Source organism: Paraburkholderia silviterrae, assembly GCF_004353915.1.
In the GTDB taxonomy this organism is placed as follows: domain Bacteria; phylum Pseudomonadota; class Gammaproteobacteria; order Burkholderiales; family Burkholderiaceae; genus Paraburkholderia; species Paraburkholderia silviterrae.
On sequence record NZ_SMRP01000019.1, the window covers coordinates 66,429 to 80,785 of the forward strand.

Annotated in this window: 10 protein-coding genes; 9 read left to right on the forward strand and 1 reads right to left on the reverse strand. The window is 70.7% G+C overall.

Translation table 11 applies throughout. From position 1 onward, the window contains the following. The first annotated feature begins 19 nt into the window (after positions 1–19). The 9 genes from EYW47_RS28685 (at position 20) to EYW47_RS28725 (ending at position 12,529) form a co-directional block, all read left to right on the forward strand. Positions 20–2,710, forward strand: a complete 2,691-nt coding sequence (locus EYW47_RS28685; protein ID WP_133198226.1) for an MMPL family transporter — start codon at positions 20–22, stop codon at positions 2,708–2,710. Positions 2,711–2,860: 150 nt separating this feature from the next. Further along, entirely contained in the window at positions 2,861–3,877 is a 1,017-nt protein-coding gene (locus EYW47_RS28690; RefSeq protein ID WP_133198227.1) for a polysaccharide deacetylase family protein, read from the forward strand. Between the two features lie 76 nt (positions 3,878–3,953). Next, positions 3,954–5,177 (forward strand): beta-ketoacyl-[acyl-carrier-protein] synthase family protein, encoded by a 1,224-nt coding sequence (locus EYW47_RS28695; RefSeq protein WP_133198228.1) that lies wholly within the window; start codon positions 3,954–3,956, stop codon positions 5,175–5,177. Between the two features lie 7 nt (positions 5,178–5,184). Next, positions 5,185–6,027, forward strand: a complete 843-nt coding sequence (locus EYW47_RS28700) for a beta-ketoacyl synthase chain length factor (RefSeq protein WP_133198229.1) — start codon at positions 5,185–5,187, stop codon at positions 6,025–6,027. Further along, the gene (locus EYW47_RS28705; RefSeq protein ID WP_240763966.1) at positions 6,024–6,608 is read left to right on the forward strand and encodes a hotdog family protein; all 585 of its coding nucleotides are present in this window, start codon (positions 6,024–6,026) and stop codon (positions 6,606–6,608) included. Before EYW47_RS28700 ends, EYW47_RS28705 begins: the two co-directional genes overlap by 4 nt. Continuing rightward, on the forward strand, positions 6,605–6,910 hold the full coding sequence (locus EYW47_RS28710; RefSeq protein WP_133198230.1) for a hypothetical protein: 306 nt from the start codon (positions 6,605–6,607) through the stop codon (positions 6,908–6,910). The genes EYW47_RS28705 and EYW47_RS28710 overlap by 4 nt, the downstream gene beginning before the upstream one ends. 290 nt (positions 6,911–7,200) lie before the next feature. After that, positions 7,201–7,809, forward strand: a complete 609-nt coding sequence (locus tag EYW47_RS28715; RefSeq protein WP_133198231.1) for a DUF2760 domain-containing protein — start codon at positions 7,201–7,203, stop codon at positions 7,807–7,809. Then, complete coding sequence (locus tag EYW47_RS28720; protein ID WP_133198232.1) at positions 7,806–9,659, forward strand: Hsp70 family protein; 1,854 nt, start codon at positions 7,806–7,808, stop codon at positions 9,657–9,659. The genes EYW47_RS28715 and EYW47_RS28720 overlap by 4 nt, the downstream gene beginning before the upstream one ends. Before the next feature lie 26 nt (positions 9,660–9,685). Then, positions 9,686–12,529 carry an Hsp70 family protein gene (locus EYW47_RS28725; protein WP_133198233.1) on the forward strand — a complete coding sequence of 948 codons (2,844 nt, stop codon included), beginning with the start codon at positions 9,686–9,688 and terminating at the stop codon, positions 12,527–12,529. Between the two features lie 173 nt (positions 12,530–12,702). Here the strand turns inward: EYW47_RS28725 and argG are convergent, their stop codons facing one another. Next, the gene (gene argG, locus EYW47_RS28730) at positions 12,703–14,037 is read right to left on the reverse strand and encodes an argininosuccinate synthase (RefSeq protein WP_133198234.1); all 1,335 of its coding nucleotides are present in this window, start codon (positions 14,035–14,037) and stop codon (positions 12,703–12,705) included. Between the last annotated feature and the right edge of the window lie 320 nt (positions 14,038–14,357).

A 14,357-nucleotide genomic window follows, 5' to 3' on the forward strand; every position in this document is an offset into this window, starting at 1 on the left:
TTCGCGGGTAGCAGCGCGCATGGACAACCCGACCCGGCCCACACAGCAAGCCCGAGGCTTGAGCGCCCTCGGCGCGGCCTTGCAGCGCCGCGCCGTGCTCGTATGGCTCGTCTTCCTGCTCGCGTGCGCGGGAACCATCGCGCGCGCCCATTTCAGCACCGACCTCTCCGCGTTCCTGCCGCGCTCGCCGAGCGCAGGTCAGCGCGTGCTCGTCGATCAGCTGCGCGACGGCCTCGTCTCGCGGCTGATTCTCGTCGCCATCGAGGGCGGCGATCCGGCCACGCGCGCGCAGCTCTCGCGGCAAGTCGCGGCGACGCTGCGCGCCGACCCGCAGTTCGCCGCGGTCCACAACGGCGAAGCCGTGAACGACGCGCGCGACCAGCAGTTCGTGTTCGCCCATCGCTATGCGTTGAGCCCGGCGGTCACGCCGCAGCGCTTCACGGCCGCGGGCCTCCATGAGGCGCTGGGCGAGAGCCTCGACTTGCTGAGCTCGTCGGCGGGCCTCGTCGCCAAGGATTTGCTGCCTCACGATCCGACCGGCGAAGTCGCCGCCCTCGTAGGCGAGTTCGACAGCGCCGCCCAGCCGCAAAGCCTCGATGGCGTGTGGGCCTCGCGCGACGGCACGCGCGCCGTGCTGGTCGCGCAGACCAGCGCCGCGGGCTCCGATACCGACGCCCAGGCGCGCGCCATCGACGCCGTGCGCCGCGCGTTCGACGCGGCCACATATGCGCCTGCGAATGCCGCGGCGGCCTCGCCGTACCGGCTGGAGATGACCGGCCCCGGCGTGTTCTCCGTGGATACGCGCGACGCGATCCGCCACGACGTCGAGCGCATCTCGGTCTTGAGCCTCGTCCTGATCGTCGCGCTGCTGCTCACGCTCTATCGCTCGCCGCGCACGCTCGCGCTCGGCCTCGTGCCCGTGCTCTCGGGCGTGGCCGCTGGCATCGCCGCAGTGAGTCTTGCCTTCGGCACGGTCCAGGGGCTCACGCTCGGCTTCGGTACGACGCTGATCGGCGAGGCCGTCGACTACTCGATCTATCTGTTCGTGCAGTCCGGCGCGGTGCGCCCCGACCCGCGCTCGCACGACACCTTGCGCGCCTGGGTTGCCGCCTGGTGGCCGACGATCCGCCTCGGCGTGCTCACCTCCGTGTGCGGGTTCGCCTCGATGCTGTTTTCGGGCTTTCCGGGCCTCGTGCAGCTGGGCGCCTACTCGATCGCGGGCCTCGTGACGGCGGCGCTCGTCACGCGCTTCGTGCTGCCGCGCCTGCAAGGCGGCGCCGTGGCGATCCGCGACGTCTCGCGCGTCGGCGCCTGGCTCGCGAACGCCGCACACACCGCGCCGCGCCTGCGCTGGGCGCTCGCGGCGCTGGCACTGGCCGCAGTCGCGATCCTCGCGCTGCACCGGGACAACCTGTGGAGCCGCGAGCTTTCGTCACTGAGCCCGGTGCCGGCGGCAAGCCAGGCGCTCGACACACGGCTGCGCGCCGATGTGGGCGCGCCCGACGTGCGCTATCTGGTGGAGATTCCCGCGGCGAGCGAACAGGCCGCGCTTGAAGGCGCCGAGAAGATCGGCGCGCAACTGCAGCCACTCGTCGACCAGGGCGTGCTCGGGGGCTTCGAAAGCCCGGCGCGCTATCTGCCGAGCGACGCCGCGCAACGCGCGCGCGCCGCGAGCCTGCCCGACGCCGCCGAGCTCTCCGCACGCATGCACGCCGCTCTGGCCGACCAGCCCATCGACATCAAGCCCGACGTGTTCGCGCCGTTCATCGCCGACGTCGAGGCGGCACGCAAGGCGCCCTTGATCACGCGCGCGGACCTGCGCGGCACCTCGATGGCACTGGCCGTCAACGCCTTGCTGACCGAGCGGGACGGCCGCTGGAGCGCGATGCTCGCGCTGCGCGCGCCTCCGGCTCCGGCTCCGACTCCGACTCCGACTCCGACTCCGGCTCAGGCTCAGGCTCAGGCTCAGGCTTCGAATGCGGGCACGGCGGCTACGCAAGCGGCGCACGTTGCCGGCGGCGGCGCTGCCGGATCGAGCACGCAAGCGAGCAACGCGGCCAACCCCGCGCTCAACGGCACAAGCGCCAGCGACCGGAGCCTCGACACCACGCCAATCAGCGCCGCCGTCGCGCGTGCGGGCGTGCCCGGCGCGCTGTTCGTCGACCTCAAGGCCGAGGCCGACCGCCTCTATGTGAACTACGTCCACGAGGACATCCGGCTCTCGCTCGCGGGATTCGCGGCCATCGCCGTGCTGCTGACGCTCGCGCTGCGCTCGCCGCTGCGCGCGGCGCGCGCGCTCGCGCCGCTCGTGGCCGCCGTGCTCGTGGTGGCCGCGGGCTTCGCGCTCGCGGGCGTGCCGATGACGATCCTGCACCTGGTCGGGATGCTGCTGATCGTGGCGGTGGGCTCGAATTATGCGCTGTTCTTCTGCAAGCCCGAGGGCGGCGGCATGAGCGAAAAAGCGGGGGCACCGGGCATCACGCCCCAGACGCTGGTTTCGCTGCTGGTTGCCAATCTCGCAACGGTGGCAGGCTTCGGGCTGCTCGCGCTCTCGCACGTGCCGCTGCTCGAGACCTTCGGCCTCACGGTCGGGCCGGGCGCCATGCTCGCCCTCGCCTTCGCCGCGATTCTCGCGCCGCAGGCCCCGCGCGCCGCGCACGCGAGCGCCACCGACGCCGCGCTGCCCCGCCGCGAGGGAGGACGCGCATGAATTCGCCGCAACCGCTTGCCTCGCAGGCAGGCACCTCTGGCTCAGCCCTGCCAAACCGCGCAGGAGGACGCGCATGAACTTGCTCTCACCACTTGCATTGCGAGCAGGTCCCTCCTATGCAGCGCCGCGAAACCGCGCGGGAGGAAGCGTATGAACACGCCCTCGCCGCTCGCATCGCACCCAGGCGCCGCCACGCCGGGCGCCGCGCGCCGCTGGCGACCCGCGCCGCTGATCACGGGCGCGGCGGCGCTGCACGCAGGTGCGGCGGCGGCGCTGCTCGCCCAGCCGTCCACGTGGCCGTGGGCGGCGGGGGGCGTGATCGCCTCGCATCTCGCACTGACCGCGGCGGGACTCTGGCCGAAGAGCGCGCTGCTCGGCCCCAACTGGACGCGGCTACCCGAAATCCGCGCAACGGCGCCCGAGTTGGCGCTGGACCAGGCGGACGGCGGCGCGGACCGCCGCATCGCGCTCACCATCGACGACGGCCCCGACCCCGACGTTACGCCGCGCGTGCTCGACCTGCTCGACCAATACGGCGCGCGGGCGACGTTCTTCTGCATCGGCGATCTGGCGCGGCGGCACCCGCGGTGGATCGAGGCGATCGTCGCGCGCGGCCACGCCGTCGAAAACCATAGCCAGCGGCACCGGCACACGTTCTCGCTCTCCGGGCCCGGCGCGCTGCTGCGCGAGATCGAAGCCGCGCAGCAGACACTCACCGAGATCAGCGGCATGCGCCCGCTCTTTTTCCGCGCTCCGGCGGGCCTGCGTAATCCGTTTCTCGAACCGGTGCTGTGCGGGCTCGGCCTGCAGCTCGCGAGCTGGACGCGGCGCGGCTTCGACACGCGCGAGCGCGACGCCCGCAAGGTCGCGCAGCGCCTGCTGCATGGGCTAGCCGCACGCGACATCCTGCTCGTGCACGACGGTCACGCGGCGCGCGGCCCGAACGGCCAGCCAGTCGTGCTCGCAGCGCTGCCCGAGGTCCTGCGCGCCGCAGCCGACGCGCAATTGCACTGGACAACGCTGAGGGAGGCGCTCGGCCCGGCGCTCGACCCCGCGCTCGCAACCGCGGGCGGCGCCCACCTGGCGCGCCAAGCCGCTGGCGCCCGCCCGCCAGCCGGGCTTCCCGACCGGAATGGGGCCAGTCGCCCCCCATTTGATAAAATTTGATGAGGATCAATGCGCCACGAGGCCTCCGTTCGAGTTCCCCTCGCGGCGCGCGCTTCAGCTACCGGATTCGACCTTCGTGAAACCTCTACTGCTCTCGCACTTCACCGCCACCAGCTGCCTCGGGCGCGGGCTCGACGCGACGCTCGACGCGCTGCGCCGCCAGCGCGGCGGCCTCACGCCGTGCGATTTCGAGCGCGCGGAGCTCGACACCTGGATCGGCGCGGTAGAGGGCGTCGAAGCCGAGCCGCTGCGCCCCGATCTGGCCGATTACGCGTGCCGCAACAACCGTCTCGCGCAGCTCGGCCTCACGCAGGACGGCTTCGCGGGGCACGTCGAGCGGACCATCGCCCGGTATGGCGCGGACCGCGTGGGCGTGTTCGTTGGCACGAGCACGAGCGGCATCCTCGAAACCGAGCACGCCTACCGCCAGCTCGACCCGCAAACCGGCGCGCTGCCCCCGGGGTTCCGCTACGCAGAAACCCACAACCCCTATGCCGTGGCCTCGTTCGTGCGCGCGTATTTCGCGCTGCGCGGCCCGGCCATGGCGATCTCCTCGGCGTGCTCGTCGGGGGCGAAGGTGTTCGGCTCCGCGCGCCGCATGATCGAAGCGGGGCTCATCGACGCCGCTGTCGTGGGCGGTGTCGATTCGCTGTGCCTCACGACGCTGTACGGCTTCAATTCGCTCGAACTGCTCTCGCGCAAGCCGTGCCGGCCGTTCGACGTGGCGCGCGACGGCATCTCGATTGGCGAGGCGGCGGCGTTCGCGCTCGTCGAGCGCTTGCCCGAGGCCCGCGAGACGGTCGATGAGAACGCCGTGCTACTGCTCGGCGTGGGCGAATCGAGCGACGCGCATCACATGTCGTCGCCGCATCCCGAAGGGCTCGGCGCGCGCGCGGCCATCGAGCAGGCGCTTGCGACGGCGGGCATCGCGCCAGCCGAGGTCGGCTACATCAACCTGCACGGCACCGCGACGCCGAGCAACGACGCCGCGGAGAGCCTCGCGGTGCGCGCCCTCTTCGAGGGCACGCCGTGCAGCTCGACCAAGGGCGCGACCGGTCACACGCTGGGCGCGGCGGGCGCGCTGGAGGCCGTGGTGTGCGCGCTTGCGCTGCGCCACCGCTTCGTGCCCGCCGGCGTGAACACAACGCAGCCCGACCCTGCACTCGGCCTCGACTATGTGCTGCAAAGCCGCGATGCCGACGTGCACACCGTTCTCAGCAATTCGTTCGGCTTCGGCGGCACGAATTGCAGCCTGATTTTTGGCCGCGCGGACCATGCGCTGCACGAGCCGCGAGCGTGAACCCGCCATGAAATTGCGAGCCTCCATCGAAAGCATCGGCCTGATCGGGCCCGGCCTCGCCAGCTGGCCGCAGGCCGCCGACGTCCTCGCGGGCCGCGCGCCGTGGATTAGCGCGCGCACCGAGCTGCCGCCGGCCGCGGGTCTGCCGAGCGCCGAGCGGCGCCGCGCCGCGCCGGTCGTGAAAACCGCGCTGGCCGTGGGCCATGAAGCCGTGGCCGCGAGCGGCCGCGACGGCGCCACGCTCGCCACCGTATTCGCCGCGTCGGGCGGCGACGGTCAGAACTGCCATGCGATCTGCGAAATGCTCGCGGGCGACGACCGCCAGATCTCGCCCACGCGCTTTCACAACTCGGTGCACAACGCGGCAGCCGGCTACTGGAGCATCGCGGCGCACGCGCGGGCCACCTCGAACGTGCTGTGCGCGCACGACGGCAGCTTCGCCGCGGGTCTGCTGGAGAGCCTGTGCCAGATCGCCGTGGACGGCGTGCCGAGCCTGCTGATCGCCTACGAGACCGACTATCCCGAGCCGCTGCACACGGTGCGGCCGATTGCCGACGCGTTCGGCGTGGCGCTCGTGCTCGCGCCGGCAACCGATGACGATGCCAACGCGCAAGTGCCCGCAAACGCGCTGGCGTGCATCGAAGTGAAGCTCACCGACGCGCCGGTCACTACGCTCGCCTCACCCGAGCTCGAAGCCCTGCGCGCCGACAATCCCGCCGCGCGCGGGCTGCCGCTGCTCGAAGCGATTGCGGCGGGGCGCGCGGCGAGCGTGGTGATCGACTATCTGCCTGAGACGCGCGTGCGCATCGACGTGACGCCGCCGGGCACGCACGCGGAGCGCTCGCGATGACGCAAGACGTTTTGCATGGCGCGCCGCCCGATGCATTGCCCGGCACGACGGCCGCAACGCCCTCGACGTCCCATGCCGCGCCGCTCGGGCGTGCGTGGATCGCCGCGCACATTCCGCACAGCGGCGCGATGTGCCTGCTCGACAGCGTGGACGCCTGGGACGACGCGCACATCCGCTGCACGGCAACGAGCCACCGCGACGCGCACAACCCGCTGCGTTCGCAGGGCCGGCTGGCCTCGGTCTGCGGTATCGAGTACGCGGCGCAGGCGATGGCCGTGCATGGCGCGCTCGCCGGCATGCGCGACGGCGTTCCGGACCAGCCTCAGGCAGGCAGGCCGCGCGTGGGCTATCTCGCGAGCGTGCGCGGCGTCGAAGCCCGCGTCGCCCGCCTCGATACGTTCGAGGCGCCGCTCACCGTGGAAGCCGAGCGCATGAGCGGCGACGGCAACACCGTCCTCTACGGCTTCACGCTTCGCTGCGGCGACGAGGTGCTGCTGACCGGGCGCGCCGCCGTGATGCTCGACGCGTCCGGCGCGCTCGCCCGGGCCACCGATAACAGTCTCAAGGGAGAACCGACATGAAAACACGTCAAAGCGCACGTCAACTCGTTCTGGCCGCGCTGCTGCTCGGCATGGCGAGCTCGGCCGCCTACGCCGACCTCCACGAAGTGAAGGAGAACATCAAGCACGACTCGAAAGAGGCCGCGGCGAAGACCGGCCACGCCGCGCGCGACTTCGGCCACGCCACCGCCCATGCGGCGAAGACAGTCGGCCACGGCATCGCGAACGCCTCGCGCGAAGGCTGGGACGCCACCAAGCGCACCACGAAACGCGTGTTCCACAAGGACGAAAGCAGCCGGGACACGAGCAAGACCGAGACGTGATGCCGTGATGCACGCCTGACGCCCCGCCAGCGGCCTTCAAACCCGCCGCAAACCCGCTAATTCCCTCCCCCGAACGGCCAATTTACCCGTCTTGCGCCCGCGACAAGGCAAAATACGGGTTTTGAGCCCGCGCCGGGCTCATGTTTTTCCTGCCGGCTGCCGCTCGCGGGGGCTCGAACGCGCTCCCCGCCGTCACACGCTGGACGTCCCCATGACGTACCGTGAGCGCCTCGACGCGAGGCCGGCCGGACCGCTCGCCCCAAGCGCGCGAGCCCACTGGAGCTGTTTTGATGACCGAAACCAAAATTTCCTTCGCGGGCAGGCTCTCGCTTGCCTTCGGATCGTTCTTCGCCATCCTCGGCAACGCCGAGCTGGCCGCCGGCGTGCGCCGCCTGCGCAACGGCGAAACCATCGCACCCGCTGCCGCGCCGCGCACCCCGGCTCCGGCCGCCGCGCCCGTCGCCAAGCCCGCGCCTGCGCCTGCACCCGCCCCGGCCCCCGCGCCCGCCATCGAAGAAGCCAGCCCGCAATCGGCACTACAGTTGCTGGGCCTGCTCCAGCGCAACGCCCGCTTCGTCGACTTCGTCGAGGAGGACATCGCCAATTACGGCGACGCCGATATCGGCGCGGCCGCACGCCTCGTGCACGAGGGCTGCCGCGCGACGCTGCGCGAGCACTTCACGATCCGCCCGGTGCGCACGGAGGCCGAAGGCAGCCGCGTGACCATCGCCGAAGGCTTCGACGCCACTGCCATCCGCCTGACCGGCAACGTGGTCGGCGCCGCGCCGTACAACGGCACGATCAGCCACCGCGGCTGGCGCGTCGAGGACGTCAAGCTGCCCAAGCTCGTGAAGACGCACGACGCCAAGGTCATCGCACCGGCGGAGGTGGAACTGTGAGCGAACCGCGTTATTCCATCGGCGTCGACCTCGGCACGACGCATTGCGCCCTGTCCTACGTCGACCTCGCCGGCAGTGACGGCGAAAAAGCCACCCAGGGCGTGCTCGCCGTCACGCAATTGACCGCGCCCGGCGCGATCGAGTCGCCCGAGCTGCTGCCCTCGTTCCTCTACCTGCCCAACGCGGGCGAGCTGTCGCCTGGCGACCTCACGCTGCCCTGGACCGCCACGCGCGAGTACGCCGTGGGCGAAATGGCGCGCAGCCGCGGCGCCGGCACGCCCATCCGCCTCGTGTCGAGCGCGAAGAGCTGGCTGTGCCATCCGGGCGTGGACCGCCGCGCCGCGACCCTGCCCAACGACGCGCCGCCCGAAGTCGCGCGCGTCTCGCCGCTCGAAAGCTCGATCCGCTACCTCACGCACCTGCGCGAAGCGTGGAACCAGGCGCACCCCGACGCGCCGTTCGCCGAGCAGGACGTGACCGTCACGATCCCGGCCTCGTTCGATCCGGCCGCGCGCGAACTCACCGCCGAAGCCGCGCAGGCCGCCGGCTACACGCGCATGACGCTGCTGGAGGAACCCCAGGCCGCCCTCTATAGCTGGATCCAGAAGAGCGGCGGCGCGTGGCGCAAGGAAGTCAAGGTCGGCGACATCATCCTCGTGGTGGACGTGGGCGGCGGCACGACCGACCTCTCGCTGATCGCCGTGGTCGAGCGCGAAGGCAACCTGGAGCTGCATCGCGTGGCCGTGGGCGAGCACATCCTGCTCGGCGGCGACAACATGGATCTCGCGCTCGCCCACGTGGTCGCGCGCAAGCTCGCGGCGCAGGGCACCCAGGCCGATCCGTGGCAGTTGCGCGCGCTCACCTACGCGTGCCGCTCGGCCAAGGAGACGCTGCTCTCCGACCCGAGCGTGGAGACCGTGCCCCTCGTCGTGCCGAGCCGCGGCTCGAAGCTGATCGGCGGCTCGATCCGCACCGAGCTCACGCGCACCGAACTCACGCAGATCATCCTCGAAGGCTTCTTCCCGCAGGTGGACGCGGCGGCACGGCCCGTCACGCGCGCCCGCGCCGGCCTCACGCAGCTCGGCCTGCCCTACGCGCAGGACGCGGGCGTGACCCGCCACCTCGCGGCGTTCCTCGGCCGCCAGGTGGGTGCGCTCGCGGAACTCGAAGGCTTCGGTGCGCCCGTGGCGAGCGCCCAGGGCGCGAGCTTCCTGCATCCCACGGCGGTGCTGTTCAACGGCGGCGTGTTCAAGTCGTCGCTGCTTTCGGAGCGCGTGCTCGAGATCCTCAACGGCTGGCTGGCAGCCGAAGGCGCGCCGGCCGCACGACTGCTGGGCGGCGCGGACCTCGACCTCGCGGTCGCGCGCGGCGCGGCGTACTACGGCTATGTGAAGCGCGGCAAGGGCGTACGCATTCGCGGAGGCACGGCGCGCGCGTATTACGTGGCGATCGAGTCGGCCATGCCCGCGGTGCCGGGCCTCGAGCCGCCGGTCTCGGCGCTGTGCGTCGCGCCCTTCGGCATGGAGGAAGGCACCGACGCGGCCCTGCCGCCGCAGGAATTCGGCCTCGTGGTGGGCGAGCCGGTGCATTTCCGCTTCTTCGGCTCCTCGGTGCGCCGCCAGGACCAGGTGGGCACGCTGCTCGACTACTGGTCGGCGGAAGAGCTTCAGGAGCTCGAAGAGATCCAGGCCACGCTGCCTTCCGAAGGCCGTACGCCCGGCGAGGTCGTGCCGGTCAAGCTGCACGCGCGCGTGACCGAAGCCGGGACGCTGGAGCTCGAGGCCGTGCCGAGCGGCAGCACCGAGCGCTGGAAGGTCGAATTCGACGTGCGCGGCAACGCTAGCGCCTGAATCGGCCCAACCGTCTCTTGAGCACGATGAAGCGATACGTCGTAGGCATAGACCTCGGAACGAGCAACACCGTCGTTGCCTACGCCGAAGCGGGCGCGGACGAGATCCGCGTCTTCGATATCGAGCAGCTCACCGCTCCTGGCGAGGTGGGCGCGCAACCACTGCTGCCCTCGGCGCGCTATCACCCGGCGCCGGGCGAGCTCGCGCCCGGCGCGTTGCAACTGCCCTGGCCCACGGCCGCGGTTCCGGAAGGCACGGAAAACGCAACCTCTGCGGCGGCGCCTGTCGTCGGCCGCCTCGCGCGCACGCTCGGCGCCCAGGTGCCGGGCCGGCTCGTCGCCAGCGCGAAGAGCTGGCTCTCGCATGCCTCGGTGGACCGGCTCGCGCCCATCCTGCCGTGGGGCGCACCCGACGACGTCGGCAAGGTTTCGCCGGTGGACGCGAGCGCGAGCTATCTCGCGCACGTGCGCGCCGCGTGGAACCACTGCTTCCCGCACGCGCCGCTCGAAGAGCAGGACGTGGTGCTCACCGTGCCCGCCTCGTTCGACGACGGCGCGCGCGCGCTCACGCTCGAAGCGGCGCGGCGCGCGCGGCTGCCCGCGCTGCGCCTGCTCGAGGAGCCGCAGGCCGCGTTCTACGACTGGCTGTTCCACCATCGCGATACGCTGCAGGCCGAGCTCGCGCAAACGCGCCTCGTGCTCGTCTGCGACGTGGGCGGCGGCACCACCGACCTCACGCTCATCAAGGTACAGGTCGAGAACGGCGAGCCGCAGCTGAGCCGCATCGGCGTGGGCAACCACCTGATGCTGGGCGGCGACAACATGGACCTCGCGCTCGCGCATCTGGCCGAAAGCCGGCTCGCGGGCGAGAACGCGCGCCTCTCCGCCGCGAGCCTCTCGCAGCTCGTCGAGCGCTGCCGCGTCGCGAAAGAACAATTGCTGGGCGACGCCGCGCCCGATGCCGTCGGCGTGACGCTGCTCGGTGCGGGCTCACGGCTGATTGGCGGCGCGCGCACGACGCAACTCACCCGCGACGAGGCCGAGCGCATCGTCGTGGACGGCTTTTTTCCCGCAGGCGGCCCCGACGACCTGCCGCGCCGCTCGCGCGCGGCGATCGTCGAATTCGGCCTGCCCTATGCCGCCGACGCGGCGGTCACACGGCATATCGCGGCGTTCCTGCAGCGCTTTGCCGCGCAGTCGCGCGAGGCGCTGGGGACGGCTGACGGCGCACAAACGCCCCTGCCTGTGCCCGACACGCTGCTGCTCAACGGCGGCGTGTTCCGCGCGCAAGCGCTGGCCGGGCGACTGCACGAGACGCTGAGCGCGTGGCGCGAAGCGCCCCTCACCGTGCTGCAAAACGACCAGCCCGACGTGGCGGTCGCGCGCGGCGCGGTCGCCTTCGCGCTGGCGCGCTCGGGACGCGCGCCGCGCATCGGCGGCGGCTCGCCGCGCAGCTACTTTCTCGTGCTCGACGAGGAAACCGGCAAAGGCGCGGACGAGGACGCCAGGACGCGCGGCGTCTGCCTGCTGCCGCGCGGCACCGAGGAAGGCCACGAAGTGCGCCTCGCCGAGCGCGTGTTCGCGCTGCGTCTGGGCCATCCCGTGCAATTCCACCTGGTCTCGACGGTCGCCGATACGGCCTGGCGGCCCGGCGAGATCGCCGAGATTTCGTCGGCGGATTTCGTGCGACTGCCGCCGCTGTCCACTGTGGTGCAACGCCAGGATGGCCAGGACGCGCAAGGTGCTCAGGGTGCTCGCGCGGAACAGGAACGGCCGGTGAAGCTCACGGCGCAACTGACCGAGGTGGGCACGCTGGAAGTCGGCTGCATCGCCACCGACGACGACGCGCGACGCTGGCTGCTCGAATTCCAGCTGCGCCGCGACGAGGCCTCAGGCACACAGGCGAGCCAGGGCGCGCGCCACGCCGGGCTCGACGAAGCCATCGCCGTGATCGACCGCGTGTTCGGCGCGAAGTCGGCCAAGGTCGATCCCAAGGAAGTCAAGCGCCTGCGCGCGCAGCTCGAACACGGCCTCGGGCCGCGCCAGAACTGGGACGGCCCATTGCTGCGCGAGCTATTCGGCGCGCTGTGGGAGCGCGCGGGGCGGCGGCGACGCTCGCCCGACCACGAGCGCCTGTGGCTGAACCTCGCAGGCTTCTGCGTGCGGCCGGGCTTCGGCTATCCGCTCGACGAGTGGCGCGTCGAGCAGCTCTGGACCCTCTTCGACGATGGCATTCAGCACGTCAACGAAGGCCAGGTGTGGTCCGAGTGGTGGACGCTGTGGCGGCGCACGGCGGGCGGTCTCGACGACGCGGCCCAGGAGCAGGTGCTGGAAGCGATGCGCTGGCTCGAAGAAGCGGCGAGTTCGAAGAAGCACAAGCTGCCCTTCGATCCCGCCAAGCTCGGACATCAGGACATGGTGCGCCTCTACGCTTCGCTCGAACGGATCCCCGCCGAGCGCAAGATCGAGATCGGCGAGCAGCTTTTGACGCGTTTGCAAAAGCCCGCCGAGAATCATCAGAGCTGGTGGGCCGTGGGCCGCATCGGCGCACGCCTGCCCTTTTACGGCAGCGCGCATGGCGTCGTGGCGCCCGAGGTGGCTACGCGCTGGCTCGACGCCATCCTCGCGCTCGACTGGAGGAAGGTCGAGCCGGCCATGTTCGCCGCCGCGCAGATCGCGCGCATGACGGGCGACCGCTCGCGCGATCTGGAGCCCGCGGTGCGGGAGACGGTCCTGCGGCGGCTCGAAGGCGCGAACGCCCCGCAGACGTGGATCGAGATGGTGCGCGAAGTCGTGACGCTCGATAGCGCCGATACAGGCCGCGTGTTCGGCGAGGCGCTGCCGTCGGGCTTGAAGCTGATGGCTGGCTGAACACTCCGCGCGCCACGCGAACGCCGCTCACGGCGAGCGGCCGGACCACGCGGGACGGTGCCCGATAAAAAATCCCCGCGCTCCAGGTCGTTCATTGCGAACGCCGGATTACGCGGGGATTTGCGGCTTGCGGACCGCAACGGCGCCAGGCGCCGCGCGGTCCACCCGCCGATTTACTTCTTTTCGCCCTTGATCTGCGGCAGCGCCGACGCCTCGCCCGGCGTGAGCAGGCCGACTTGCGCGTAGACGCGCAGCTTGTCGCGCGTGTCGGTGATGTCGAGATTGCGCATCGTCAGCTGGCCGATACGGTCACGCGGCGAGAAAGTCGAGGCAACCTTTTCCATCGACAGGCGTTCCGGCTGGTACGTCAGGTTCGGCGACTTCGTGCTCAGGATCGAGTAGTCGTTGCCGCGGCGCAACTCGAGCGTCACTTCGCCCGTGATCGCGCGCGCGACCCAGCGCTGGGCCGTTTCGCGCAGCATGATCGCCTGCGGATCGAACCAGCGGCCCTGGTACAGCAGGCGGCCGAGGCGGCGGCCGTTCTCGCGGTACTGCTCGATGGTGTCTTCGTTGTGGATGCCCGTGACGAGGCGCTCATAGGCGATGTGCAAGAGCGCGAGACCCGGGGCTTCGTAGATGCCGCGGCTCTTCGCTTCGATGATGCGGTTCTCGATCTGGTCGCTCATGCCCAGACCGTGGCGGCCGCCGATGCGATTCGCTTCGAGCAGCAGCTCGACTGCGTCCGTGAAGGTCTTGCCGTTCAGCGCGACCGGCTGGCCTTCCTCGAAGCGGATCGTCACTTCCTCACGGTCGACCTTGACGTCGTCGCGCCAGAACGCCACGCCCATGATCGGGTTGACGATCTTGATGCCCGACTCGAGGCTTTCCAGATCCTTCGCCTCGTGCGTCGCGCCCAGCAGGTTCGAGTCCGTCGAGTAGGCCTTTTCCGCCGACATCTTGTACGCGAAGCCCGACTGGCGCATGAACTCGGACATTTCCGAGCGGCCGCCGAGTTCGTCGATGAACAGCTGGTCGAGCCACGGCTTGTAGATCTTCAGATCCGGATTGACGAGCAGGCCGTAGCGGTAGAAGCGCTCGATGTCGTTGCCCTTGTAGGTCGAGCCGTCGCCCCAGATGTTGACGCCGTCTTCCTTCATCGCGGCGACGAGCATCGTGCCCGTCACGGCGCGCCCGAGCGGCGTGGTGTTGAAGTAGGTGACGCCACCGGTCGAGACATGGAACGCACTGCTTTGCAGCGCCGCGATGCCTTCGGCCACGAGCTGCGCGCGGCAGTCGATCAGGCGGGCGCCTTCGGCGCCGTATTCCGTCGCGCGGCGCGGGATCGAATCGTAGTCGTCCTCGTCGGGCTGGCCGAGGTTGGCAGTATAGGCGTACGGCACGGCGCCCTTCTTGCGCATCCAGTGCAGCGCGGCGCTAGTGTCGAGGCCGCCCGAGAACGCAATACCTACTTTTTGACCAACCGGAACACTTTCAAGAATCGTACTCATCGACAAAACCCGTTGAATGGAGGACAAAGACCAGGCGCATAGTTTACCCGATGCGCAGGGGCTGGCCCCCTGGGTCCGACAGAAATCGTGTCGAGCAACGGCTTTTTTAGCGCGATTTTGGGCAAATCTGGTCCGGCCTGCCCTGCTCTGGCCTCGTTTCGAGCCGCCTGGTTTGACGCAGCCGAGCCTCGTCGGACACGTCCGACTCGGGCGCCAGTCACGCAACGGTTGGGTAACAGGGGGACAGCCGGCCATCGCGCCCCAAATCCACAAAAACGCAGCGCCACGAGGCACGAAGCACGAGGCGCGAGCAGATGCGT

Bases quoted from the DNA above. Each gene is read 5' to 3' on its own strand.
- EYW47_RS28685 (WP_133198226.1), top strand. From the start codon at position 20: ATGGACAACCCGACCCGGCCCACACAGCAAGCCCGAGGCTTGAGCGCC.
- EYW47_RS28690 (WP_133198227.1), top strand. From the start codon at position 2,861: ATGAACACGCCCTCGCCGCTCGCATCGCACCCAGGCGCCGCCACGCCG.
- EYW47_RS28700 (WP_133198229.1), top strand. From the start codon at position 5,185: ATGAAATTGCGAGCCTCCATCGAAAGCATCGGCCTGATCGGGCCCGGC.
- EYW47_RS28705 (WP_240763966.1), top strand. From the start codon at position 6,024: ATGACGCAAGACGTTTTGCATGGCGCGCCGCCCGATGCATTGCCCGGC.
- EYW47_RS28710 (WP_133198230.1), top strand. From the start codon at position 6,605: ATGAAAACACGTCAAAGCGCACGTCAACTCGTTCTGGCCGCGCTGCTG.
- EYW47_RS28715 (WP_133198231.1), top strand. From the start codon at position 7,201: ATGACCGAAACCAAAATTTCCTTCGCGGGCAGGCTCTCGCTTGCCTTC.
- EYW47_RS28725 (WP_133198233.1), top strand. From the start codon at position 9,686: ATGAAGCGATACGTCGTAGGCATAGACCTCGGAACGAGCAACACCGTC.
- argG (WP_133198234.1), bottom strand. From the start codon at position 14,037: ATGAGTACGATTCTTGAAAGTGTTCCGGTTGGTCAAAAAGTAGGTATT.